This is a genomic window from Phycisphaerales bacterium, assembly GCA_035627955.1.
Classification (GTDB): Bacteria; Planctomycetota; Phycisphaerae; order Phycisphaerales; family UBA1924; genus JAEYTB01.
Window position 1 is genome coordinate 344,081 of the sequence record DASPKU010000006.1, and the last position, 23,506, is coordinate 367,586.

The 23,506-nt window shown below is 67.6% G+C and carries 22 protein-coding genes; 14 read left to right on the top strand and 8 right to left on the bottom strand.

The window, feature by feature from the left end:
• Window position 1 precedes the first annotated feature (1 nt).
• Window positions 2–1,453 carry a UdgX family uracil-DNA binding protein gene (locus tag VD997_06010; protein HYE61529.1) on the bottom strand — a complete coding sequence of 484 codons (1,452 nt, stop codon included), beginning with the start codon at window positions 1,451–1,453 and terminating at the stop codon, window positions 2–4.
• A complete protein-coding gene (locus VD997_06015) occupies window positions 1,450–2,715 on the bottom strand; it encodes a putative DNA modification/repair radical SAM protein (GenBank protein HYE61530.1) in 1,266 nt (421 codons plus the stop codon). The genes VD997_06010 and VD997_06015 overlap by 4 nt, the downstream gene beginning before the upstream one ends.
• 97 nt (window positions 2,716–2,812) lie before the next feature.
• Between VD997_06015 and VD997_06020 the strand changes: the two genes are divergently transcribed.
• Window positions 2,813–3,292: a hypothetical protein gene (locus VD997_06020; protein ID HYE61531.1), complete on the top strand. Its 480-nt coding sequence runs from the start codon at window positions 2,813–2,815 to the stop codon at window positions 3,290–3,292.
• Between the two features lie 23 nt (window positions 3,293–3,315).
• Here VD997_06020 and VD997_06025 read toward each other — a convergent pair whose 3' ends face one another.
• Genes VD997_06025 through VD997_06035 form a run of 3 tightly spaced genes read right to left on the bottom strand, consistent with a single transcriptional unit; the run spans window position 3,316 to window position 5,257 of the window.
• The gene (locus VD997_06025; GenBank protein HYE61532.1) at window positions 3,316–4,356 is read right to left on the bottom strand and encodes a zinc-binding dehydrogenase; all 1,041 of its coding nucleotides are present in this window, start codon (window positions 4,354–4,356) and stop codon (window positions 3,316–3,318) included.
• A 38-nt stretch (window positions 4,357–4,394) separates the two neighbouring features.
• Window positions 4,395–4,811, bottom strand: coding sequence for a secondary thiamine-phosphate synthase enzyme YjbQ (locus tag VD997_06030; protein HYE61533.1), 417 nt, complete (start codon window positions 4,809–4,811; stop codon window positions 4,395–4,397).
• A complete protein-coding gene (locus VD997_06035) occupies window positions 4,808–5,257 on the bottom strand; it encodes a carboxymuconolactone decarboxylase family protein (protein HYE61534.1) in 450 nt (149 codons plus the stop codon). The genes VD997_06030 and VD997_06035 overlap by 4 nt, the downstream gene beginning before the upstream one ends.
• Before the next feature lie 75 nt (window positions 5,258–5,332).
• Here VD997_06035 and VD997_06040 point away from each other — a divergent pair, with 75 nt between their 5' ends.
• From VD997_06040 to VD997_06055, 4 genes are read left to right on the top strand one after another with little or no spacing between them, the layout of a single operon-like run.
• Entirely contained in the window at window positions 5,333–6,202 is an 870-nt protein-coding gene (locus VD997_06040) for a DUF6585 family protein (protein ID HYE61535.1), read from the top strand.
• Window positions 6,203–6,216: 14 nt separating this feature from the next.
• Window positions 6,217–7,557: a cation:proton antiporter gene (locus tag VD997_06045; GenBank protein HYE61536.1), complete on the top strand. Its 1,341-nt coding sequence runs from the start codon at window positions 6,217–6,219 to the stop codon at window positions 7,555–7,557.
• Entirely contained in the window at window positions 7,554–8,900 is a 1,347-nt protein-coding gene (locus tag VD997_06050) for an MBL fold metallo-hydrolase (GenBank protein HYE61537.1), read from the top strand. The genes VD997_06045 and VD997_06050 overlap by 4 nt, the downstream gene beginning before the upstream one ends.
• Window positions 8,901–8,931: 31 nt before the next feature.
• Window positions 8,932–9,639, top strand: a complete 708-nt coding sequence (locus tag VD997_06055; GenBank protein HYE61538.1) for a DUF2071 domain-containing protein — start codon at window positions 8,932–8,934, stop codon at window positions 9,637–9,639.
• Window positions 9,640–9,714: 75 nt separating this feature from the next.
• On the opposite strand, the gene VD997_06060 is transcribed toward VD997_06055, so the two are convergent.
• Both VD997_06060 and VD997_06065 read right to left on the bottom strand, forming a co-directional pair.
• Window positions 9,715–10,725, bottom strand: a complete 1,011-nt coding sequence (locus VD997_06060; GenBank protein HYE61539.1) for an MlaD family protein — start codon at window positions 10,723–10,725, stop codon at window positions 9,715–9,717.
• Window positions 10,726–10,761: 36 nt separating this feature from the next.
• Window positions 10,762–11,619, bottom strand: coding sequence for an ABC transporter ATP-binding protein (locus tag VD997_06065; protein ID HYE61540.1), 858 nt, complete (start codon window positions 11,617–11,619; stop codon window positions 10,762–10,764).
• A 56-nt stretch (window positions 11,620–11,675) separates the two neighbouring features.
• Here VD997_06065 and VD997_06070 point away from each other — a divergent pair, with 56 nt between their 5' ends.
• The 9 genes from VD997_06070 (at window position 11,676) to VD997_06110 (ending at window position 22,636) form a co-directional block, all read left to right on the top strand.
• Window positions 11,676–12,203 (top strand): NUDIX hydrolase, encoded by a 528-nt coding sequence (locus VD997_06070; GenBank protein HYE61541.1) that lies wholly within the window; start codon window positions 11,676–11,678, stop codon window positions 12,201–12,203.
• Between the two features lie 131 nt (window positions 12,204–12,334).
• Window positions 12,335–13,342, top strand: coding sequence for a DUF6576 domain-containing protein (locus tag VD997_06075; protein HYE61542.1), 1,008 nt, complete (start codon window positions 12,335–12,337; stop codon window positions 13,340–13,342).
• 30 nt (window positions 13,343–13,372) lie between these two features.
• Window positions 13,373–14,299, top strand: coding sequence for a rhomboid family intramembrane serine protease (locus VD997_06080; GenBank protein HYE61543.1), 927 nt, complete (start codon window positions 13,373–13,375; stop codon window positions 14,297–14,299).
• A complete protein-coding gene (locus VD997_06085; protein ID HYE61544.1) occupies window positions 14,296–15,594 on the top strand; it encodes a tRNA guanosine(34) transglycosylase Tgt in 1,299 nt (432 codons plus the stop codon). Before VD997_06080 ends, VD997_06085 begins: the two co-directional genes overlap by 4 nt.
• An 85-nt stretch (window positions 15,595–15,679) precedes the next feature.
• A complete protein-coding gene (gene yajC / locus VD997_06090) occupies window positions 15,680–16,189 on the top strand; it encodes a preprotein translocase subunit YajC (protein HYE61545.1) in 510 nt (169 codons plus the stop codon).
• Window positions 16,190–16,257: 68 nt separating this feature from the next.
• Window positions 16,258–19,764, top strand: coding sequence for a protein translocase subunit SecD (gene secD / locus VD997_06095; GenBank protein HYE61546.1), 3,507 nt, complete (start codon window positions 16,258–16,260; stop codon window positions 19,762–19,764).
• Between the two features lie 17 nt (window positions 19,765–19,781).
• The gene (locus VD997_06100) at window positions 19,782–20,450 is read left to right on the top strand and encodes a LysM peptidoglycan-binding domain-containing protein (GenBank protein ID HYE61547.1); all 669 of its coding nucleotides are present in this window, start codon (window positions 19,782–19,784) and stop codon (window positions 20,448–20,450) included.
• Between the two features lie 103 nt (window positions 20,451–20,553).
• Window positions 20,554–21,570: an NAD-dependent epimerase/dehydratase family protein gene (locus tag VD997_06105; protein HYE61548.1), complete on the top strand. Its 1,017-nt coding sequence runs from the start codon at window positions 20,554–20,556 to the stop codon at window positions 21,568–21,570.
• Between the two features lie 91 nt (window positions 21,571–21,661).
• Complete coding sequence (locus VD997_06110) at window positions 21,662–22,636, top strand: UDP-glucuronic acid decarboxylase family protein (GenBank protein HYE61549.1); 975 nt, start codon at window positions 21,662–21,664, stop codon at window positions 22,634–22,636.
• A 90-nt stretch (window positions 22,637–22,726) separates the two neighbouring features.
• Here VD997_06110 and ruvB read toward each other — a convergent pair.
• Window positions 22,727–23,506: Holliday junction branch migration DNA helicase RuvB (ruvB, locus tag VD997_06115; GenBank protein ID HYE61550.1), on the bottom strand; the 780-nt coding region annotated here is incomplete at its 5' end.

Consider the following 23,506-nt stretch of genomic DNA (forward strand, 5'->3'; position numbering starts at 1 on the left):
CTTAGCGGATCGCCGCGTGCGCGAGCCGCAGGTCCTCCACCAGCGCCTGGTACTCGCGCTGCTGCAGGGCCGGGTCGGGCGTGCGGAGGATGGCCGAGGGGTGGATGGTGGCCACGAGGGCTGCAGGGGCGAGCGGGGTGTCGGTGAGCAGGCGGGAGCGCATCGTGCTGACCCGGAACTGCGCTCCCAGCAGCGACTGACCCGCGGTCGCGCCGAGCAGCACAATGACCTTTGGCTTCACCACGTTGATCTCGTGGTCCAGCCACGCGCGGCAGGCGCGGACCTCGCGGGCGGATGGCTTGCTGTGGATGCGGCGCAGGCCGCGGTTGGGATCGGGCTCCCACTTGAAGTGCTTGACGGCGTTGGTGACGTATGTCTGCTGGCGGGGGATGCCGGCCTCGGCCATTGCCCGCGACAGCACCTCCCCCGCAGGCCCCACGAAGGGGCGTCCGGCGAGGTCCTCCTGATCGCCCGGCTGTTCGCCCACCAGCATAAGCGGGGCGTCCTCCGGCCCTTCGCCGAACACCGTTTGGGTAGCGCGGCAGTAGATGTCGCAGCCCTGGCACGTGCTCGCGGCCTCGCGGAGTTGATTGAGCGACAGGACAGGCCCGCTCGGGAGGTAGGCCGCGGCGCCGGTGGCCTGGCCGGCGTCGCTGTTGAGCATGCCCTGCACGCGCGTGGGGGCGGCCCGCACCAGGGAGTCGATCAGCTCGGACTCGGGGAGGTTGCCCCAGTAGCGAACCGGCATCTCCCGCTGCATGACGCGGAGATTCGTTCGGGCGGGGTTGTAGATGTTGGCGTAGTACGTGCGCCAGATCTCCTCGAGCGTGTCGTCCGTGGGCGCGTCGCGCCGTGTCGCGGGCGGGCCGTAGGTGAGCGACTCCCCGTTCCAGTCGGCGGTGCCGACGGGCGTGAGGATGGTCCAGCGCATCACACCGAAGCGGCGGGCGAAGAAGGGAGCGACGATGGGGAGCACGCGGTGGTCGGGCCGGTGCCACGCGATGTAGTGGTCGCCCGCCTCCGTCCCGACGCGCCGGAACCGCACGAAGGCCTTCATCTTGTGGGCATCGCGGCTCACGCCCTTGACAAGCAGGTAGAAACGGTGCACGTCTTCATCGGCGGCGTCAGTCAACAACGAGCGGCGCTCGTGTGTCAGGCGGTAAAGCACCCGGTAGAGCACGTCGAAGCGCGAGGGGTCGCGGTGGCAGATGGCGTGCTCGGCGAGGCGGACGAACTCGCGGGGGACAATGTGAGTGGCCTGCACGAGCGGAGCGCCGCCAGCGTCGGTGGCCACACGGGCCGATTCCGTTGGCTCCGCCGCGGCCAGCACACCCTGCTGTTCGTATGGATCGACCCACCGAACCTCGTCGGGCCCGAGTCCGGCCGCGAGGAGCGGGCGCACGCTCGCGCGCCAGGACTCGAAGTGTGCCGCGCCGGCGACCACGCGGCTCATAGCTGCCCCGTCCGCGCGCTCACGCCCGCGGCGAAGAGCGACAGCTGATGGTCTTTGGGCGCGACTGCCGCGCTCAGCTTCGGTGAGTCGAGCAGCTTCGTGTCGGGGTGGTGGTCGGCAGCGACGATGAACGGCAGCGCCCGGTTGAGCGCCACCTTCAGCCGCTTGAGGTCGCCCAGCCGCAGCGCCCGGTGCTGGCGGGCCTCGATGATCCTCCTGGCATTCCGCGCCCCGATCCCCGGCACGCGCAGCACCGCCGCCTTGCCGGCGCGGTTGATGTCGATGGGGAAGAAGTCGCGGTGCCGCAGCGCCCACGCGAGCTTGGGGTCCATGTTCAGCGGCAGGTCCGGTTGATCCGGTGTGGTCAGTTCCTCCGCCTTGAAGCCGTAGTGCCGCATGAGCCAGTCGGCCTGGTACAGCCGGTGCTCGCGGATCAGCGGCGGCGTGACGGCCGGCAGCGACGAGTCCGCGTGCGGGATTGGGCTGAAGGCGGAGTAGTACACCCGCCGAAGACCCTGCTCGCGGTACAGCGTGGACGCGCGCGAAAGCAGCACGGCGTCCGGCGACGGCGAAGCTCCGACGATCAGCTGCGTGCTCTGCCCCGCGGGTGTGAACCGGGGCGACTCGGCCCCGCCGCTTTTCCCCGAGCGGTGCTCGTCCTTCGCCGCCTGGTGACGGTCGCGGATGGCCGACATGGTGAGTTCAACGGTTCGCAGGCTCTTCTCCGGTGCGAACCGTTTGAGGTCCTCGTCGGTCGGCAGCTCCACGTTCGCGGAGAGCCGGTCGGCGTAGCGGCCGGCGCGGTCGATGATCGCCGCGTCCGCGCCGGGCACCGCTTTCAGGTGGATGTACCCGAAGAACTTCTCCTGCTCGCGCAGGCGACGTGCCACCTCGGCTAGCTGCTCCATGGTGTAGTCGGGCGACTGGATGATGCCCGAGGAAAGGAGAAGGCCCTCGATGTAGTTGCGCTTGTAGAACTCCATGGTGAGCCACACGACCTCCTCCACGTTGAAGCGGGCGCGTGCAACGTCGCTGGTCACGCGGTTGATGCAGAACCGGCAGTCGAACACGCAGTAGTTGGTCAGAAGGACTTTCAGCAGCGACACGCACCGCCCGTCGGGCGTATAGGAGTGGCAAATGCCAATGCCGTCGGTGTCGCCCAGCCCCTGCCCCCGGTTGGAGCGCGTCGAGCCCGAGGACGCGCAGGAGGCGTCGTACTTCGCGGCGTCGGCAAGGATTGCGAGCTTCTGGCGGAGGTCCATCCGTGGTCCTGCGTGTGCCCAGTGGATTCGCGGAGAATGAGCTGCTGGATTGCATTCACGGGTGCAGGCGGTCCCCGGCTCGGGTAGGCTGCCCACCATGGAAACCCTGAACAGCAGCCAGCCCGGGCCCATCCGCGTCACCCAGGTCATGGTTGCAGCCCTGATGTTCGGCCTGCTCACCGCCAGCGCGGTGATGTTCATGCTCGTGCACATGGGCGTGCAGCAGCCGCAGCACGGGCTGGAGATATTGCTGTACGTGCTCGCCGCGCTCTGGCCCGTCTGCGCGATCATGTCCGTCGTCATGAACTCGGTGATGGTCCGCCAGGCGCGAGCGCAGTGGAACAACGGCTCGGGTCAGGGCGATGAGGACGACCTACTGCCGGCGTACTCAAGCGCTGTGATCGTTCGCGGGGCGCTGCTGGAGGGCCCCGGCCTCTTTGGGGCCGTGGCGTTCATGCTGACGGGCAACATGCTCGCCCTGATCGCGCCGGCGCTCTCGCTGGCGGCGCTCGGGCTCATCTTCCCGTCTCAGGAGAAGTTCCGGGCCTTTGTGCGCGATGTAACCGATCGCAGCTGACTGCAAACTCGGCTGCCGCGGCCTCACCACGTCAGCACAAGCTTCCCGAACTGCTCGCCCGCCTCCAGGCGCGAGTACGCCTCGCCGGCGTGCTCGGCCTTGAACACCCGGTCGATCGCGGGCTTAAGCCGCCCCGCCCGGAAGAGAGCCGTCACTTCCTGGAACTCCGCGTTGGTGCCCATCGTGGAGCCCAGGATCCGCAACTGATTCCAGAACACGCGCGTGAGGTCCGTCACGGCGTCGCCGCCAGTTGTCGCGCCCGGCGTGACGTATGCCCCGCCGCGGGCGAGCGACTTGATGCACGTCAGGTGCGTGGCCTTGCCCACCGAATCCACGGCCATGTCCACGCCGCGCTTCTTCGTCCACCCGCGGAGGTCCCTGGACCAGTCCTGCCCCTGGTCGAGGATGCCGAAGTCAGCGCCAAGCTCTTTCGCGCGGTCGAGCTTCCACTGGTGCCGGCTGGTGACAGCGACCGGGCAGTTCAGGTGCCTGGCGATCGCGAGCGCGGACGTCGCCACGCCGCCGCCAATGCCGGTGACGAGCACCGACTGCCCCGGCCGCAGCTGGCCCTTGGTCATGATCATCGAGTACGCCGTGAGGCCACAGAGCCCGAACGCTGCTGCTTCGACAGGATCGGCGTCCCCCACATCCGCGAGGTTGAGCGCCGGGGCGTTGAACCGCTCCATGAACATGCCGTTGTGGTGCTCGCCGATCAGTTCGTACGCCGGGGCGAGCGTCGAAGCGGGCGGGTCATCAGGGTGGGTGCGGGGTGCGACTTCCATCGCGGCGTTCACAACTACCCGCCGCCCCGCCCACGCGGGGTCAACCCCCTGGCCCAGCGATTCGACCACGCCGCACGCGTCGCACCCGCTCACCCGCGGGTAGGTCAGCGTGAGGGCGCCGATGCCGCGCCCAACCCACAGGTCCATCTGGTTGAACGCGCTCGCGAGCGTGCGGATGGTGACCCAGCCCGGCGGCGGCGGCGTGGGCTCGGGCCAGTCGGTCTGGAACTGCACGTTGGGGGTAACGGGGCTGCCCTGACGCTGGAGGACGACGGCTCGCATGGTCTGCGAGGGTACGCACTGCGCTGGTTGGTGGAGCGTTAGGCGATGTGCACGATCACGCTGCGCGTATGCGGCGATGACCGGTGCTCCCAGAGGTAGATGCCCTGCCAGCGGCCAAGCGCCAGCTTGCCGTTCATGATCGGGATCGCGAGCGACACCGGCGTGATCGCGGCCTTGAGGTGGGCGGGCATGTCGTCGGGCCCTTCGGCGGTGTGCGTGTATTCAGGGTCGTTCTCGGGGACCAGCCGATTGAGCCACGCCTCCAAATCGCGCTTGGCCGAAGGGTCCGCGTTCTCCTGAATCAACAGACTCGCCGACGTGTGCCGCACGAAGACGGTGCACAGCCCCTCGTGGCTCGTGGTGCTTGCGTGCCACTTGCACACGGCCGCGCGGACCTCGTCCGTGAACTCGTACAACCCTTGTCCGGGCGTCTGGATGGAGAGCTCCGCGATCATGGTGTCGCCGCCCGCGGCACGGCGCGGAATGTCACCGCCATGCGGTTCCAGGTGTTGATGGCCGCGATCGCCCACGCCAGCGTTACCAGGTGCTCATCGGAGAAGTGGGGGCGTGCCGCCGCGAAGACCTCATCGGGCACGTGGGTCCCGCTTACGTCGGTCATGGCCTCGCACAGCGCCAGCGCGGCCCGCTCGCGCTCGGTGTAGAACGGGGTCTCACGCCACGCGGGCAGCGAGTACAGCCGCTGGTCCGAAAGCCCCGCCGCCTTCGAGTCCCTCCAGTGCGCATCCAGGCAGTACGCGCACCCGTTGATCTGCGAGGCCCGCATGCGCACGAGCTCGAGCAGCGAGGGCTCGACACCCACGCGGGCGATCTCCGCCTCGACGTTCGACATCGCCTGCATCAGGCTGGGCACCACCTTGGGGTACTTCAGGCGTGGTTCCATCGCTGCTCCGGGGCTTGGTCGCGTGCCAGGCGATCGGCTTGGTCGGCCGGTCGCGTGCATGTTAGGATCGGTGCCATGGGCACCCTCGGTCATCCCGATCAGCAGGTGAACAACGCGACCGACCTCGGCCTGGGCGCGTTCGTGTGCGAGCGCTCGTCGCGCGTGCTGTACTGGATCCTCGGGGTGGTATTCGGCGCGATCGGCCTTCTGCTGGTACCCGGCGCGATCGCCCTCGCTTTCGCCAAGCCACCTGAGCTGGCCGGCGCCAGCGTGATGCTGGCGTTCAGCGTCCTCTTCCTCGCCCTCGCCTACCTGTGCGTCCGCCAGGCGAGGACCACGTACCGCTTCTATGAGCAGGGCGTCGCTCACTTCATCGGCAGAAAGCCACGGACAGTGATCCCCTGGGTCGAAGCTTCCGAGCTCACGTACCGTGTCGTCAAGCAGTACGTCCACGGCATCCCCATGGGGGCGAACGTCACGTTCACGCTCAAGGCCGAGGACAAGCGCAAGGTGTCGTTCACCAACAACCACAAGACGAAGGTGAAAGCCCGCAAACTGTTCGGTCCCAAGGAGGTCGTCGCGGTCGACGAGCTCGACTATGTGCGCGACATGGTCGCCGAGATCATCGCCGACCGCATGGCCGACCGGCTCCTGGCGGGTGAGTCGATTCAATGGTGCAGTGCGGGCACGCTCTCGGATCAAGGGCTGACGCCCCGGCGTGGCAAGTACAAGGGCGAGCGAGTCCCCTACACCGATATCGACCGCGAGTCGGCCAAGGAAGGGTCGTTCTTCCTCTACCGGGCTGGGGACGAGCGCTCGTTCCTGACAGTCGCGATGGCTGCGCCGAACTTCTGGCCCGGCGTGGTGCTGCTCCACCGCATGATCGGCGCCTCCCAGCCCGAGGGTGCGGACGAGGTGATCGTCGAAGAGGGCTCGGGCAGCTGACTCGTGATCGACCAATGACCAAGTTCGAGCTCGCAACCCGCTTCTTCCTCGCTACCGCCGTCATCCTCGGCTCCTGCCGCGTCGTCGGGTTGCTGACGTCCCGTCTGCGGCAGCCGCCGGTCATCGCGGAGATGATCGCCGGCATCCTGCTCGGCCCCACGCTCCTGGGCCTCTTCTGGGGCGGCGCGGCCATGAACTGGCTGTTCCACGACGACGTCAAGCTTGTGCTGCACACGTTCGCACAGGTGGGGCTGGCACTGTACATGTTCCTTGTCGGCATCGAGTTCCGCACGGAGCTGGTGGTGCGTGGGCTCCGCTCGGCGGCGGCTATCTCCGCCGCCGGCATCCTCGTTCCGCTCGGGCTCGGCGCCCTCATCGCGACCGCCGCGTGGGACAACCCTGTCTACTTCCCCGCTGATGTCCGCGCCGTTGACGCCGCGCTCTTCATGGGCGCGGCCCTGTCCATCACCGCCTTCCCGGTGCTGGCCCGGATCGTCTCGGAATCGGGCCTCGGCGGCACCAAGATCGGCACGCTGACGCTCGGGGCCGGGTTCATTAACGACGGCCTGGCCTGGTGCGTGCTCGCGGTCGTGCTGGGGAGCATCGGCGGCGACGGCGGTCTGGCGATCAAGGCCTTCGGCGGGGGCATCGCTTACTGCATCCTCGTCCTCACGCTAGGGCGCGTGGGACTCGCCCGCCTGGCGCGCAGCATGCCCGCGACCACCTCGGGCGAGTGGCCGGTTCGGCCTGGACACTTTACGATCGTGCTGATCCTGCTAGGCCTTGGCGCCTGGTTCACGGACGTGATCGGCGTGCACGCTGTTTTCGGCGCGTTCGTTCTCGGCCTTGCCGTGCCCCGCGGGCCATTCGCCGCGGGTCTCAAGCGCATGATCGCCCCGCTCACAACCGGCCTCCTGGTGCCGATGTACTTCGTGAGCTCGGGCCTGAACACCCAGGTGGGCCTGCTCGATTCGTGGCCTCTGTGGGCCATGGCCGCCGTCGTGTTCGCCGCCGCGTGCGTTGGCAAGTTCGCCGCGTGCGCCGGCGCCGCCCGCCTCACTGGCGAGACCTGGCGCGACTCCTTCGGTATCGGCGCGCTCATGAACTGCCGCGGCCTGATGGAGCTGCTCATCCTCAACATCGGCCTGGAGCGGGGCATCATCACGCCCACGATGTTCAGCATCGGCGTGCTCATGGCCCTTGGCACGACCCTCATGGCCACGCCGATGTTCCGCCTCGCCTACCGCGGCGCGGCCGGGGAGCAGCCGAGTTCCGCCCCCGAGGCAGCCCCGGCCAGCGACCGCCCACGCCCGCTTCACGATGCACTCACCGGGCACGCTGACGATCGGGCATGAAGATCACCGTCCTTGGCGCTGCTGGAGACGTCACCGGCAGCGGCTATCTCGTCGAAACCACCTCGGCCCGTGTGCTCATCGACTTCGGCCTGTTCCAGGGTGAAGAGAAGAACGACGCCCTCAACAAGGCGGAGCCGCCCTTCGATGCGTCCAAGCTCGACGCGGTGATCCTTACCCATGCCCACCTCGACCACAGCGGCCGCCTCCCGCTGCTCACGAAGCACGGCTACGAAGGGCCGATCTACGCCACCGCGCCCACGCGCGAGCTGACCGGCATCCTCTTCAAAGATGCCGCAAACATCCAGGCCGAGGAGAACAACCCGCTGTTCACGCTGGTGGAGGCCGCGAAGACCTACCTCCAGTTCAAGGACCTGGAGTTCTGGGAAGCGAAGAGCATCGCGCCCGGCGTGCACGTGCGGCTGCGGGACTCGGGCCACATCATCGGCTCGGCGAGCGTGGAGATGGCTGTCGAGGAGGACGGTCGCGTGAAGCGCGTGGTGTTCTCAGGTGACATCGGGCCCAAGGGCGCGCCGATCCTCCGCGATCCATCGCCCCCCTCCAGGGCCGACCTGGTGATCCTCGAGTCAACCTACGGCGACGTCGATCATCCCGGGCAGCAGGAGACCTTTGAGAGCTTCGCAAAGGTGCTGACGCAGGCGCAGGCCGAGGGGCACCGCGTGCTTGTGCCCGCGTTCGCGGTGGGGCGGGCGCAGACGCTGCTGTACCACATTGCCCAGCTTTACGCGAGCGGCGAGCTCAACGACCTGCCGGTGTACCTCGACAGCCCCATGGCCGCGGCCGCAACGGAGCTGTACGCCAGCCACCCCGAGCTCTTCGACGCCGAGACGCGCGAGCTGTTCAAGGCGGGCAAGCGGCCGCTGGACTTCCCCAAGCTGCGCACGGTGATGAGCGGCGAGGAGTCGCGGGCGCTGAACGCAGAGAAGGGCCCGATGGTGGTCATCGCGGGCTCGGGCATGTGCAACGCGGGCCGCATTGTCTCGCACCTCCGGCAGCACCTTGACAAGGAAGAGACGCAGGTCCTCTTCACCGGCTTCCAGGCCCACGGCACGCTCGGGCGCGACATCAGCGACGGCAGGAGCCCGGTGCAGGTGAAGGGCCAGCCCGTTGAAGTAAAGGCCCGCCGCCACATGCTGCGCGGCTTCTCCGCGCACGCGGGGCAGCGCGACCTGATCGCGTGGGCCCGGGAGGCCTCGGAGGACCGGCCGCGGTTCGCCCTCACGCACGGCGAAGACGAGCCGCGCCGGGCGCTCAAGGGACGGCTGGAGTCGGAGCTCGGAGTCGATGTCGGCCTTCCGTCGAGGGGTGACGTGCTGGAAGTGTGACCACTGGAGGCGTGGTCAGTACCATGCGGCGATGGCGCGCCCCTTCCTCACCGCCCGCTGGCAGGACCTCGTGATCATCACGTGGCCCGTGCCGGAAGAACTGCTGCGGGCGCGTCTGCCCGAAGGTCTGGAGCTGGACCGCTGGCAGGGACGGGCGTGCGTCAGCCTGGTCGCCTTCGACTTCCGGGACTGCCGCGTGAAGGGGATCGCGTTCCCGGGGCTGGTGAACTTCCCCGAGGTCAACCTGCGGTTCTACGTGCGCGAGGCGGCGAGCGGCCGGCGCGGCGTGGTGTTCATCCGCGAGTTCGTGCCCAGCCACGTCATATCACTGGTCGCGCGCGTGGTGTACAACGAGCCCTACCGGGCGGTGCGGATGCGCAGCAGCGTGGAGTTCAGCGGTGGTCGAGTGAAGGTTGAGCACGCCCTGTCGCTGCGTCCCACACCGCTGCGGATCACTGCGGGCGCCAGCGCCGATACATGGGTCCCACCCGACGACACCGCCGAGCACTTTTTCAAGGAGCACAGCTGGGGCTACGGCAAGAACCGGCGCGGGCGGGCGCTCGTGTACGAAGTGCGGCACCCGGTCTGGAGCATCCGGCGCGCGGTGTCGGTGTCGATCGACGGCGACCTCGGGCAGGTGTACGGCCCCGAGTGGGCGTTCCTCAACACCGAGCCGCCACTGAACGTGCTGCTCGCGGTCGGATCGGCCGTCGAGGTCTTCGGCCACGCTGGCTTATAAAGAGCCGATCGCGCAAGCGATCGAGATGAGCATTGCCAACGCGCTTACCACTCGATTGCTCGCGCAATCGGCTCTCTAGAGCTTCAGCGGCACACCCTCAGCCCGGTACTTCTCCACCAGCATCTGCACCTCGCTCAGCGCCCGGTCGAGCCGCTGGGCGGCGTCGCGGAGCGAGTTGTACAGGTCCGGGTTCTGGAGCAGCTGCCCCATGGTGCCCTGCCCGCGGTTGATCGTCTCGAGAGCCGCGGCCAGCTCCGTCGCCGCCTTCTGCGTCGCCTGCAGCGTGCCCGTCGCGTCGGCGGTGATGGTGTTCACGCCCTTTTCCACTGTGCCCGCGGTGTTGGTCCACGTCTTCGCGAGGTGGGAGATGTCGTCCATTACGCCATTGGCCCGGGCCAGCACCCGCTTGGCCTCGCCCACCAGCTGCTCATCGCTGATCACGCTGGTCGCCTGCGCCAGCGCCCGGTCCGCCCGCGCGATGGTGCTGCGGATGTTGGGCTCCTTGCCGCCCTCCACATCCGCGAGCGTGCGCGGCTCGAGCAGTTCGTTGATCCGCTCGCCCACGGCCGTGTAGGTGTCCGCCAACTTCTCGATCTTCTCGGCGGTGGTGCCGAACCGCTGCAGCGGCTTCTGGATGGAGTTCGCCAGCCGTTCCAATGTGCTGCTGGCGCTGGCCGCCTGGAACACGGAGTCTGCCTGGATCACGTCCGTCAGTGCACTGGCAGTGGCGTTCGGGGGCACGCGGAACTCCAGGCTCGCATCGCCCACGAACCCCTTGTCAATCGATACGTCCACGATCTTCGGGATCCGCACCTCGTCGTAGATCTTGACCATGATCTCCGCGCCATTGGCGGGCGGCGGCAGGACGGACGTCTTCGTGACCTGCCCGATGCGCACGCCGTTGAGCGTCACCATCGAGGTCTGCGACAGCCCGCCCGCGCTGGGCACGTGCAGCGTGAAGAAGTAGAACTTCCGCCCCGTGTCCGCGAACTCGCCGAACAAGATCAGCACGATCACCGTGCCCACGATCCCGAAGAGCGCTACGGCCCCGGTCAGGAAGTCTCGAATCACAGGCTGGATCTTCATGGCGGTGGGGGGCTCCGGTCGGTCGATCGGGAAGGCTCAAACTGGGATGTCGGTTCCTAGGGTGTCGCGAGGCAGCCCGCGGATCACTTCATCGGCTCCGGTGTCCTCGCGGTCGTACTTGCCCTGCAGGAAGTGCTGCACTCGCGGGTCGCCGCTGGCCACCAGCTCGTCGTACGTGCCGTCCGCGGCCACCCTGCCGCCCAGCAGCATCACCACCCGGTCCGACACCTTGCGGGCGCTCACCAGGTCGTGCGTCACCACGATGTTCGTTACGCCCATCTCGCGCCGCAGCTTGATGATGAGCTGGTCGATGCCGTCGGAGCGGATCGGGTCCAGACCCGTCGTCGGCTCGTCGAACAGCACCAGGCGCGGTTTGAGCACGATCGCCCGCGCCAGGCCCACGCGCTTGCGCTGCCCGCCGCTCAGCTGCGCCGGCAGCTTGTTCTCAACGCCCACGAGGTCCACCGTGCGCAGTGCCTCGAGCACCGCCTCCCGTCGCTCCTCCCGCGACATCCGCGTGTGCTCGATTAGCGGGAACGCGATGTTCTCCATCACCGTCATGGAGTCGAACAGCGCGGCGGACTGGAACAGCAGCCCCACCTGCAGCCGGATCGGCTCCATCTGCCGCTCGCTGAGCTGATCAATCCGTTCGCCATCGAAGAAGATCTCCCCAGCGTCGGGATGGATCAGCCCCACGATGTGCTTGAGCGTCACGGACTTGCCGCACCCCGACGGCCCCATGATCACGGTCGTCTTCGCAGGCTCGATGTCGAGGTTGAGCCCGTTGAGCACAATCTGGGACCCGAACCGCTTGTGCAGCCCACGCAGCGACACCAACGGCCCGTTCGGGTTCTCTGCGGGCCGGCCTTGGCGGGTGTCGAGGGTGCGCGTCATGCAACGTACGATTGAAAGTGAGCAACCACTTACCTGGCCAGAACCATAGTCCCAGTGTGCAGCGCCAGTTGATCCACAAGGGTGCGAAGTTCTCCTTTGAGCGCCTCACCCTGACCGGCACCGACGGCAAGCCGCTCACCCGCGAGGTGGTCCGTCACCCGGGGGCTGTGGTGATTGTGCCCATCCTCGATGAGCCCACAGGGCGCAAAGTGGTGTTCATCAAGAACTGGCGGATTGCGGTGGAGGACTGGCTGGTGGAACTGCCGGCCGGCACCCTCGAAGCCGGCGAGGACCCCGCCCACTGCGCCGCCCGCGAGCTGGAAGAGGAAACCGGCTACACGGCCGCAACCATCGTGCCCCTGGGCCGGTTCTACACCTCGCCGGGCCTCAGCGATGAGCTGATGTGGGCATACGCCGCGACGGGCCTGAAGAACGTGGGGCAGAAGCTGGAACCCGACGAACGCGTAGTGGTCCATCCGATAGGGGTCAACGAGGCCCTCGCGATGATCGCCCGCGCCAAACTGACCGACGGCAAGAGCATCGCCGCGGTCCTGATGGCCAAGGAGCGTGCCCTGCTGGCGTAACCACCGCGGCAGCCCGGTGCTCGAACACCGACCGAAAGGTTTAATCGGGTCGTAAGGAGACCGCCGAACCTCACAGGTAGTGTTTGGAGAACCGCTCCGTCCGCAATCGGCCCACAGGCCCAGGTACCCCAATGGCAAGGCTGAACCACGATCTCGAGCCCAACTCCGGTCAGGGCGGTGGTCGCCGCCCGTGGACGCTGGGGCGGGTGCTCGGCGCAGGGCAGGACCCGCTGACCTGGTGGTCCTTCCCGCTGCTACGGCTGGGCGGCCTCCGCATCCGTGTGCACACGCTGCTGGTCCCCGTGTGGGTCGGCATACAGATGCTCTCGTGGCTGCCCGAGAACAAGCTCGGGGCCATCCACGTGTTCTCCGGCCTGGGCGCCCTCATCGTCCTTGCCCTGCTCCACGAGATCGGACGCGGCCTGTTCGCCCGCTGGCTTGGCGACGGCGGCGATTGCGTGGTCGTCTGGCCGCTGGGCGGCCTCAACTCTGTCGCCCGGCGCGGCGCCACGCACCCCCTCGCGGCAGAATCCGGCGGGCTGGTCGTTAACATCCTGCTGTTCCCGATCCTGGCGGTGGTCGCCATGGGCCTGCAGCTGGACCGCTCGGCCCTGGTGTTCAACCCGCTGAACCCGATGCCCGTGCTCCAGAACGATCTGGGCAGCACCGAGCAGGTCCTCGTCTGGTGGGCGTACTACATGAACGCCATCATGCTGGGGTTGAACCTGCTGGTCCCCATGCTCCCGCTCGACTCCGGCCGCCTGCTCAACGCCTACCTCCGCGGCAGCAGCAACACGCCGGTGGAGACAGGCGCCCGCATCGGCTTCGTCGCGGCGGGCGTGCTGTTCCTGGTGGGGGTCGCCCTTGGGCAGGGGCACATCATGGGCGTCGCGGTCTTGGGCGGCATTGCGACCGTCATGGAGCTCCGCCGGCACCAGTTCCTGCTGATGGACGAGGAGCCCGAGCCGATGCCCGCCCACGAGCCCGAGGAAGCACCCGCCCGCAAGACCCCGCAGCTGGTTCCCAACAACGAGCTCGACGCCGTGCTCGAGAAGATCAGCCGCGAGGGCATGGAGAGCCTCACCACCGCGGAGCGCGAGGTCCTGGCCCGGGAAACGGAACGGCGTCGGCGCGGATAGCATCTGCGCGCACAGGGCCAGAGGCCCACCGTGGAGACCGCCGACCCGATGGGCATCTACGACCGGCAGTATTACCAGGACAACCGCGGCCAGTTCGCCCGCCTTTCCGGCTGGTCGGTGAACACCTGGCTCATCGTCGTCAATATCGCGGTCTTCCTCGCGATGTACCTCATGCCGGACCTCGGCAACCTGCTCTTCAAGTACGGCCACTTCTCAGCGTGGCATGTGCTGTGGCACACCGACGCGAACGGCAAACAGGGCGGCCTGGAGTTCTGGCGCTTCATCACCTTCCAGTTCGAGCACGCCGGCCTCATGCACATCCTGATGAACATGCTGGGGCTGTACATCTTCGGCGGCATGGTTGAGAGCTACCTCGGGCCGAAGAAGTACCTCGCTTTCTATTTGACGTGCGGCATCTTCGGCGGGCTGATGTACCTGCTGCTGAGCCTGGGCGGCTGGCTCGCGCCCAGGTTCCCGCTGTTCCTGATCTCCAATCCGGAGACGCCGCTGGTGGGCGCCTCCGCGGGCGTGTTTGGAGTGATTATGGCCTGCGCCAAGATCGCGCCCAACATGCAGGTCATGCTGATTTTCCCGCCCGTCCCCATGCGGCTGCGGACGATGGCGTACCTCTACGTCGGCATCGCAGTGGTATCGATCCTGTTCGAGGCCCGCAATGCCGGCGGCGAGGCCGCGCACCTGGGCGGGGCGATCGCCGGCGCGTTCTTCATCCGCAACTCGCACCTGCTGCGCGACTTCTTCGACGTGTTCAAGGACTCCCGCCGCACGCCGCCGCGCCCATCCAAGCGGTTCGCACAGGCCGCGCAGCCCGACCTCAGCCACGACCAGGAGGTTGACCGCATCCTGGCGAAGGTGAAAGCCCAGGGCGTGCACAGCCTGAGCGAACGCGAGAAGCGCATCCTCGCCCGCGACACCGAGGAGAAGAGGGCCCGCGGGTGAGTTCAGGCCCGCTCCAGTTCGAGGTCTTCCACCGCTCCACGACGTGCCACGCCCGCATCGGGCGCGTCACCACGCCTCACGGTTCTTTCGACACGCCCGCATTCATGCCGGTGGGCACCCGAGGCTCGGTCAAGGCCCTCTTTCCGCAGCACGTGACCGAGACCGGCGCCCAGATCGTTCTCAACAACACGTACCACCTGATGCTCCGCCCCGGGTCCGAGCTCATCCAGCAGCTCGGCGGCGTCCACCGGTTCATGAACTGGGCGGGGCCCATCCTCACCGACAGCGGCGGCTACCAGGCCTACTCACTCGCGGACACCAACAAGGTCGATGACGAGGGCGTCACCTTTAAGTCCATCATCGACGGCAAGTCCATCCTGCTCACGCCCGAGCTCGCCATGAAGGTGCAGAACGAGCTCGGGCCCGACATCATGATGGCCCTGGACGACTGCCCGCCGCCGGTCGATCCCAACATCGACGCGATGGACGCGGCCCAGCGCGCCCGCGTCATGGGCGCGGTCTCGCGCGACGCCAAGGCCGTAACGGTCACCGGCCCCGGCGGCGGGGCCCGCGCCCGCCGCTTCGACCATGCCACCCGCCTCGCGATCGCCAACGAGCGCACGGTCCGCTGGCTCGAGCGCTGCAAGCAGTCCCACGCCCGCCCCAGCGACCAGGCCCTCTTCGGCATCGTCCAGGGCGGCACCGACCTCGCCCGCCGTACCTGGTGCGCCGAGCAGGTCACCAACATCGACCTGCCGGGGTACGCCATCGGGGGCGTAGCGGTGGGGGAGCCGCCCGAGGCGATCGCGAAGGTCGTCCAGCACACGGCCCCGCTCCTCCCGGCCCACAAGCCCCGGTACCTCATGGGGGTGGGCTATGAGCGCGACATCCTCGTCGCCGTCATGGCCGGCGTGGACATGTTCGACTGCGTCCTGCCCACCCGAAACGGGCGGAACGCCAACGCATTCACCCGCACAGGGCAGATCCGGCTCAAGAACAACAAGTACGCCCTCGACCGCTTGCCCATCGAGCCCGGGTGCGACTGCCACGCCTGCGACCCCGCCCGCTACGGGTGGAAGACGCCGGACCAGCTCCCCTTTTCGAGGGCCTACTTACGGCACCTGTTCGCGGCCGGGGAGATGCTCGGGCCGATCCTCGTAAGCCTGCATAACCTACGCCACTACCAGCGATTCATGATGGACCTCCGGACGGCCATCAAGGACGAGGATTGGACCGGGCTGGTACAGCGTTGGCCGGTGCTCGCTTCGCCTTCCGAACCGGAAGCCGAGGCCTAAGCAGCACTTGCGACGCTTGGTCGCGTTTCAGGGGCCGCCCCGCTCCTTATTGAGCTTCCACACGGGCGGCAGAAAGCAGACGTCAATGACTCAGATGAACAGCAGCGGTTGGGGTACCTGGTCGGTTCTCGCGCAGACGGGCTCGCCCGCCCCTGCCTCCCCCTCGGCCGGGGCCGCCCCCGCGCCCGCCGCCCCTCAGAGCAACGCCGCCGCGCCCGCCTCGGGTACCACCACAACCCCCGGCGGAGCGACCGGAACCGGCCAGCAGCAGTCCCCCTTCGGCGGGACCTTCATGATCCTGATGCTGGTCATGGTGGGCGTCATGCTGCTCACCAGCATCATGGCCGGCAAGAAGGACAAGAAGAAGCGGGCCGAGCTGATGTCCAACCTCAAGAAGCAGGACAAGGTGCAGATGCTCGGTGGAATCATCGGGACGGTGGTCGAGATTGGCGACGACGACACCTTGGTGCTGAAGGTGGAGGAAGGGCGCATCCGCTTCCACAAGAGCTCCGTGCAGGGGATCATCTCCAGTCGTGGCAAGGGTGATGCCTCAATCACGGAAGTGAAGGGCGAAGCCAAGGCCGCGACCGTCTAAACTCCCCTTCCTGCTGGTTTTCCGACGCACCCCCGCGCGCACCAATGTGCCGCCTTCCCTGGGCTCCTATGCGACAGCTTTACAAGACGCTCGTGATCGTGGTCGCCGTGATCTTCCTCGCGGTGTACGCCATCGTGCCGCCCGAGGAAAAGCTGCGGCTGGGCAAGGACCTGCGCGGCGGCGTCAGCCTCGTGTACTCGGTCGCCATGGGCCCCGGTGAGGACCCCAGGGAGGTCATCCCCAAGACCATCGAGGCGCTCAAGCGCCGCGTGGACCCTGACGGCCTCATGGAAATCGCCATGGTGCCGGTGGGCGACGACCGCATTGAGATCACGATGCCGCTGCCCAGCGACCGCGTGAAGGAGCTCAAGCGCGCGTTCGAGAGCAAACTCGTCGCGCTCGGGCAGAACCGTCTGTCAGATTCGCGGATCGACCAGGTCATGCGCCTGGCCCCCGCCGAGCGTGATGCCGAGATCGCGAAGCTCAGCGAGGGCAACGCCAACCGCGCTCGCCTGCTCCGCGAGATCGCCGCCGCCTACGACGAGGTGACGGTCAAGCAGGCGCAGCGGGCCGAGACGCAGGACCCTGAAGCGCAGCGCCGCCTGATCTCCGAGATCGCCGCGGCCGAGATCAAGCTGGATGAGCTCCGCGAGCACGTGCTCAAGACGGTGCTCTCGCCCGAGGACATCCGTCGCGTGGTGCAGGCCTCGACGGTGTCGAAGACCATCACCAGCGGCGGCCAGCCTGTCGCTCTCCCCAGCCCGCGCGAGACCGCCCAGAAGGAGCTGTACACCAGCCACCCCGAGGCCAAGGAGGAGATCGACGCGATCCTGGCCGCGTACGACGCCTACGCCGCGGAGCGCAAGACCCTCGACGATCCCAACGACCTGATCCGCATGCTCAAAGGTGCGGGCGTGCTGTCGTTCCGCATTACCGTTGACCCGCAGGGCGGGCGTGATGCCCGCCGCACGCACCCCGAGGAGCAGCGCCTCCGCGACGAGCTCCAGGAACGCGGCCCGCGCAACGTCCGCTCCGACGACACCCGCTGGCTGAAAATCAACCAGCTCGACGGCTGGATCAACAGCAAGGAAGACCTCGACCGCCTCCTCGAGGACCCGGTCAACAACGCCCGTGCGTACTTCGCCGAGCGCGGGTACGTGGTGGAGTTCCGCGGCGGCGAGTACTGGATGCTGTGCTTCGACACCCGCAGCACCACCTTCATCCCCAACCAGGGTGAAGGCGTTGCCGGCGCTCGCGTGACCCCGGACGACCTGGGCCGCAACGCCATCGGTTTCACCATGACCCCGGCTGGCGGCAAGCGGCTGGACGAGCTCACCCGCAACCACGTCAACGACAACATGGCCGTGGTGCTCGATGACGAGGTCTACACCGCGCCCAACCTGATGAATGCCATCAGCACCAACGGCATCATCCAGGGTGACTTCAGCGACGAGGAGATCGACTACATCCGGCGCGTGCTCTCGGGCGGCTCGCTCCAGGCCAAGCTTTCCCCCGAGCCCATCAGCATCAGCTCCGTCGGCCCGCAGCTGGGCGCCGACAACCTGCACCGCGGCCTCCGCGCCGGTGTGATCTCCATGATCATCACCGCCGGTTTCATGGTTGCGTACTACTGGGGCCTGGGCCTCATCTCGGTCTTCTCGCTGCTGATCAACGCCCTGCTCGTGCTCGCCATGATGGCCATGAGCAGCGCGGCCTTCACGATGCCCGGCATCGCCGGCGTGATCCTCACCTTCGGCATGGCCGTGGACAGCAACGTGCTGGTATTCGAGCGCATCCGCGAAGAGCTCCAGCGCGGCGCCGACATGAAGACCGCCGTGCGGCTGGGCTTCGACAAGGCCCTGTCATCGATCGTCGACGGCAACGTCACGAACCTCATCGTCTGCATTGTGCTCTACTACACCGGCACGCCCGAGATCCGCGGCTTCGCGGTGACGCTGGGCATCGGCGTGGTGGCCACGCTGTTCGCAGCCCTCACCGCGACGCGCCTGCTGATGAACCTGCTGCTGCTGGCCGGCTGGCGCAAGGCCCCGATGCTGGCGACGACCGTCCCCGGCGTGCAGAAGGCGCTCACGCCCAAGATCCAGTGGCTCAAGTACCGCTACGTCTTCTTCACCATCTCCGCGATCTACGTGGCGGTGGGCCTGGGGATGGTGTTCTTCCAGGGCAAGAAGATGCTGGACAACGAGTTCCTGGGCGGCACCCAGGTCACACTCCAGTTCAAGCAGCAGCCCGGCAGCGAAGAGCGCGTCACCCTCGAGCGGCCGAAGGTCGTCGAGATGGTTCAGGCGATTGGTGAGTCGGCCCCGCAGAACGACGAGCTCCGCCGCCTGGCGTTCGCCGAGGTGCTCCCCATCAACCCGCGCGAGGACGGCGTCAGCTCCGACCGCTTCGAGATCAAGACGGTCGCCACCAACTCCCGCGCGGTGTTGGACGCTATCGTCGCCAAGTTCGCTGATTACCTGGATTCGAAGCCGCGCCTCGCCTTCGCCGGGTTCGAGAACCCCGCCGACCGTGCGCCCGCGTACCCGATCGAGAAGCCGACGCTGGGGGCCAATCTCGCCGACCCGCGCCTCGCCAGCCTCCGAACGGATGTGTCCGATGTCATCGGCGGCGTAGCAATTGTCCTGCGTGATCTTTCCTCAGCGTCCGCCGACCGCCCGGTCACCCTCGCGGACCTGCAGGAGCGGCTGAGGTCCGGGCGTCTGACCGAGCGTTTCTCCGACACCCTTGCCCGCAAGTGGCGGATCTACGCAGTCGAGGGCACCGACAGCAACGTGAAGACCGCGGTGCTGGTCGTCGCGGATGAGGGCTCCGGGTTCTTTGAGAACCAGGGCAAGTGGGAGGCGGACCTTCGCAACCGCGAGTGGCAGCTCGTGCAGGAATCGCTCACCCAGACCTCCACCCCCGCGAGCGTAAACAGTTTCAGCCCCACTATCGCCGACACGTTCAAGACCCAGGCGGTCACGGCCGTGCTGCTCAGCTTCCTGTTCATCGGCATCTACATCTGGATCCGGTTCAAGCAGCCCCGCTACGCCATGGCGGCGATCGTGGCCCTGGTGCACGACGTGCTGACGGTGCTGGGCCTGCTGGCCCTCGCGGAAATCCTCTACGAGAATCCCGCGACGCACGGGTTCGCGCAGTCCATCGGCCTGCTGCCGTTCAAGATCAACCTGAACACGGTTGCGGCGCTCCTGACCATCGCCGGCTACTCGCTGAACGACACCGTCGTGGTCATGGACCGCATCCGCGAGAACCGCGGCAAGCTGCCCTACGCCACGGCCCAGGTCATCAACGACTCGATCAACCAGACCTTCAGCCGCACCATCATTACCGGCGGCACGACCATCGTCAGCTGCTTCCTGCTCTACAGCATCGGCGGCGAGGGCGTGCGTGCCTTTGCGTTCGCGCTGGCGACGGGCATGATCATCGGCACCTACTCGTCGGTCGCGGTGGCCGCGCCGATCGTGTGGTCCCGTAAGTCCGACAAGCTGCCGCCCTCTCCGGGCCAAAGCACGGGCGGCAGCCGCCGGGAGTTGCAGGCCGCGGGCAGGTAATGCCGAAGGGTTGAGGCATGACACAGGGCGCAGGCCGCATCGCGGGTGGGCTGATCCTCCTGGTGGCGCTGTGGATTAGCGTGTACTGGTGGTGGCCCAGCGCCCCGCCGGTCACCTACGCCCAGAGCGACGACGCGATCCGCGGCGTGCACCCCAAGGAGCCGCCCCAGCCGAAGCCGGCCGAGCCTGTGAAACCTGCGCCGCAGCCGCCCGCGCCCAAGCCCGAGGCCAGGCCCCCTCAGCCGCCGCCCGACGACTTCCCCAAGCTCAAGCAGGCGGTCATCCCGCCCGAGTTCATCGAGCACACGGTCCAGAAGGGCGAGACCTTCGAGACGATCGCGAAGAAGTACCACGGCCCAAGGGCCAAGGCGACGCTGATCGCAGCGGCGAACCCAATGACAGACCCCACGCGGCTGATGCCCGGGCGCGTGATCCTCGTTCCCAAGGACCCGGGGAACATCCAGGGTGTTCCCGCCCCCCGGGACACTCAAGATGGGGTTCCCCCCTCGCCCGAGGAAGAGTACATTGTGCAGGAGGGCGACACGCTGACGCGCATCGCCCAGGAGGTCTACGGCGAGTCGCGCCTGTGGACGCTGATCCGCGATGCCAACCGCGATCGGCTGCCCGACGAAGCATCGCTGAAGATCGGTCAGAAGCTCCGCATCCCGGCCAGGCCGGGGCGCTGAGCCGCCGACGAGGCCGGGGCGGCTGCTCCGGACGCGTCTTCGAGGTGGTCCCGGGGCTCGCGCTCCGGGCTCGTGAGGGGCGGGGGAGCTGGGGCTGGGCACGATGTCCGAACGCGCACGCTATGTCGTCACCGGCGGGGCCGGGTTCGTCGGCAGCAACCTCGTCGCCGCGCTCCTTCGCCACGACCCGCGTGCCGAGGTCGTCGTCGTCGACGATTGCCGCACGGGCAGCTTCGCCAACCTGATGGAGGCCTTCGAGCGGCAGAGCCAGCCGCCCTTCCGCGGACGGATGATCACCGAGTCCTTCGGCAAGGTGAACGCCGGGATGCTCGTTGAGGGCGCCCGGGCGGTCTTCCACCTCGCGGCCATCACCGATACCACCGTGAGCGACGAGGCCGAGATGATCCGCGAGAATGCGGAGAGCTTCCGCCCGCTGCTGCACGCGTGCATCTCGCAGGGCGTGCCGCTGGTCTACGCCAGCAGCGCCGCAACGTACGGCACGCCCCAGCAGGCCGGGCAGCGCAAGGCGTTCCCCCTTGAGGCCGCCGGCCGTCCCAGCAACGTCTACGGCTTCAGCAAGTGGCTGATGGAGGCCGCCCACGCGGAGGTCGCAGGAGCGCTAGGCGCGACAAGATCGACAGTGGTCGGGCTGCGGTACTTCAACGTGTTCGGCCCGTGCGAGGGCCGCAAGGGCCACATGGCCTCGATGGTGTACCAGCTGGCCAACCGGATGCTCGCGGGCGAGCCGCCCCGGGTCTTCCGCGACGGTTCGCAGGCCCGCGACCAGGTGTACGTGGACGACGTCGTCACCTGCACGCTGGCGGGCGCTGGCATCGGCACCGGCACGCGCCCTCGCTCGGGCGTTTACAACGTCGGCTCGGGCGTGGCGACCACGTTCAACCAGATCATCGCCGCCCTGCGCGAGGAGCTCGGCATCACCGAGGCCGAGCGGCCCACCGACTACATCGAGATGTCCGACTACATCCGCAGCTTCTACCAGGACTTCACGTTGGCCGATATCTCGGCAACGCAGTCGGGTCTGGGCTGGACGCCCGCGTGGAAGCCGGCCGAGGCAATCCGGGCGTACGCCCGGTACCTCAAGGGCCGCAAAGGCGGGTGAATCCGCTTACAGACGCCTCCAGAAGGGGCCAGACCGCACCGATACTATCGGAACCCGCCCGGCGACCCGGGCGCGGCAAGGGTCCGCCTCCATGAAGCATCGTCGCATCCTCGTCACCGGCGGCGCCGGGTTCCTGGGCTCGCACATCTGCGACCGCCTCGTGGACCAGGGCCACGACGTGATCTGCCTGGACAACTTCTTCACCAGCCAGAAGGTCAACATCAAGCACCTGCTCGCCAGGCCCAACTTCGAGCTCATCCGCCACGACGTCACCCACCCGATCTGGCTGGAAGTCGACGAGATCTACAACATGGCCTGCCCCGCCGCCCCGGGCCATTACCAGTTCAACCCCATCAAGACCATGAAGACCTCAGTCATGGGCGCCATTAACGTGCTGGGAATGGCCAAGCGCTGCCGTGCGAAGGTGCTCCAGGCCTCGACCAGCGAGGTGTACGGCGACCCGGAGGTACACCCCCAGCCCGAGAGCTACCGCGGCAACGTGAATCCCATCGGGCCGCGCGCGTGCTACGACGAGGGCAAGCGGGCCGCGGAGACGCTGTTCTTCGATTACCACCGCAGCAACCGCGTGAACATCCGCGTCATCCGCATCTTCAACACGTACGGCCCCCGCATGCACCCCTTCGACGGGCGCGTGGTCAGCAACTTCATCCGCCAGGCGCTGCACGGCGAGGACATCACCATCTTCGGCGACGGCACGCAGTCGCGATCCTTCTGCTACGTCGACGACCTCGTCGAAGGCATCATCCGCATGATGAACGCGCCCGACGACTTCATCGGGCCGGTGAACCTCGGCAACCCCGTCGAGTTCACCATGCTCGAGCTCGCGCAGCTCGTGATTGAGCTGACCAACGCCAAGAGCAAGATCGTGCACAAGCCGCTGCCCGCCGACGACCCCACGCAGCGCCAGCCAGACATCTCGCTCGCGAAGTCGCGACTGGGCGGCTGGGAGCCCAAGGTGCCGCTGCGCGAGGGGCTCAAGAAGACGATCGAGTTCTTCCGCTCGATCAACCTCGACGACTACCGCCCGCCGACGCCGAACTACTGAGTCCGTGTGCCACGATCACGCGCGGCTCTGCCGCGTGATCGTGTTTGACTTGCGAGTGGACACGATCATGAAGACATGATCGTGGCACGGTTAGTACAGCTCACCCTGCCCCTCAACCGGCCGGTACGTCAGCCCCAGGTGCTCGCACGCCGCGCGGGTGAGCGCCCGCCCCCGCCGTGTCCGCGCCAGGAACCCGATCTGCAGCAGGTAGGGCTCTATCACGTCCTCAAGCGTGCCCGAGTCCTCATTCATGGTCGCGGCGATGGTCTCCAGTCCAACGGGTCCGCCCTGGTACGTGGTGCCGATCGTCCGCAGAAACGAGCGGTCGAGCTCGTCCAGCCCGAGGTGATCAACGCCCTCGAGCTTGAGCGCCGCCTCGACCATCTGCTGCGTGATGCGGCCGTTGCCCTTCACCTGCGCATAGTCGCGCACCCGCCGCAGCAGCCGGTTGGCGATCCGGGGCGTGCCGCGCGAGCGCCGGGCGATCTCCACCGAGCCCTCATCGTCGATCGGCGCTTCGAGCAGCGCCGAGCTGCGCCGCACGATGCGCGTGAGCTCCTCCGCGGTGTAGAACTCCAGCCGCGCGACGATGCCGAAGCGGTCGCGCAGCGGATTGGTCAGCATGCCGGCGCGCGTGGTGGCGCCGACCAGCGTGAAGGGCTGCAGGTCCAGCTTGATCGAGCGCGCCGCCGGGCCCTCGCCGATCATGATGTCGATCTGGTAGTCCTCCAGCGCGGGGTACAGGATTTCCTCGACCACCGGCGACAGGCGGTGGATCTCGTCGATGAAGAGCACGTCGTTGCGCTCGAGGTTGGTCAGCAGCGCCGCCGCCATTGCCGTCGCGCTGTCCCAGAGCGATCGCGCCAGCAG

Coding starts and splice junctions, on each gene's coding strand:
- yajC (HYE61545.1), top strand. CDS start 15,680: ATGACTCAGATGAACAGCAGCGGTTGGGGTACCTGGTCGGTTCTCGCG.
- VD997_06030 (HYE61533.1), bottom strand. CDS start 4,811: ATGATCGCGGAGCTCTCCATCCAGACGCCCGGACAAGGGTTGTACGAG.
- VD997_06020 (HYE61531.1), top strand. CDS start 2,813: ATGGAAACCCTGAACAGCAGCCAGCCCGGGCCCATCCGCGTCACCCAG.
- VD997_06040 (HYE61535.1), top strand. CDS start 5,333: ATGGGCACCCTCGGTCATCCCGATCAGCAGGTGAACAACGCGACCGAC.
- VD997_06110 (HYE61549.1), top strand. CDS start 21,662: ATGAAGCATCGTCGCATCCTCGTCACCGGCGGCGCCGGGTTCCTGGGC.
- VD997_06010 (HYE61529.1), bottom strand. CDS start 1,453: ATGAGCCGCGTGGTCGCCGGCGCGGCACACTTCGAGTCCTGGCGCGCG.
- VD997_06060 (HYE61539.1), bottom strand. CDS start 10,725: ATGAAGATCCAGCCTGTGATTCGAGACTTCCTGACCGGGGCCGTAGCG.
- VD997_06015 (HYE61530.1), bottom strand. CDS start 2,715: ATGGACCTCCGCCAGAAGCTCGCAATCCTTGCCGACGCCGCGAAGTAC.
- VD997_06075 (HYE61542.1), top strand. CDS start 12,335: ATGGCAAGGCTGAACCACGATCTCGAGCCCAACTCCGGTCAGGGCGGT.
- VD997_06100 (HYE61547.1), top strand. CDS start 19,782: ATGACACAGGGCGCAGGCCGCATCGCGGGTGGGCTGATCCTCCTGGTG.
- VD997_06025 (HYE61532.1), bottom strand. CDS start 4,356: ATGCGAGCCGTCGTCCTCCAGCGTCAGGGCAGCCCCGTTACCCCCAAC.
- VD997_06045 (HYE61536.1), top strand. CDS start 6,217: ATGACCAAGTTCGAGCTCGCAACCCGCTTCTTCCTCGCTACCGCCGTC.
- VD997_06035 (HYE61534.1), bottom strand. CDS start 5,257: ATGGAACCACGCCTGAAGTACCCCAAGGTGGTGCCCAGCCTGATGCAG.
- secD (HYE61546.1), top strand. CDS start 16,258: ATGCGACAGCTTTACAAGACGCTCGTGATCGTGGTCGCCGTGATCTTC.
- VD997_06105 (HYE61548.1), top strand. CDS start 20,554: ATGTCCGAACGCGCACGCTATGTCGTCACCGGCGGGGCCGGGTTCGTC.
- VD997_06050 (HYE61537.1), top strand. CDS start 7,554: ATGAAGATCACCGTCCTTGGCGCTGCTGGAGACGTCACCGGCAGCGGC.
- VD997_06055 (HYE61538.1), top strand. CDS start 8,932: ATGGCGCGCCCCTTCCTCACCGCCCGCTGGCAGGACCTCGTGATCATC.
- VD997_06065 (HYE61540.1), bottom strand. CDS start 11,619: ATGACGCGCACCCTCGACACCCGCCAAGGCCGGCCCGCAGAGAACCCG.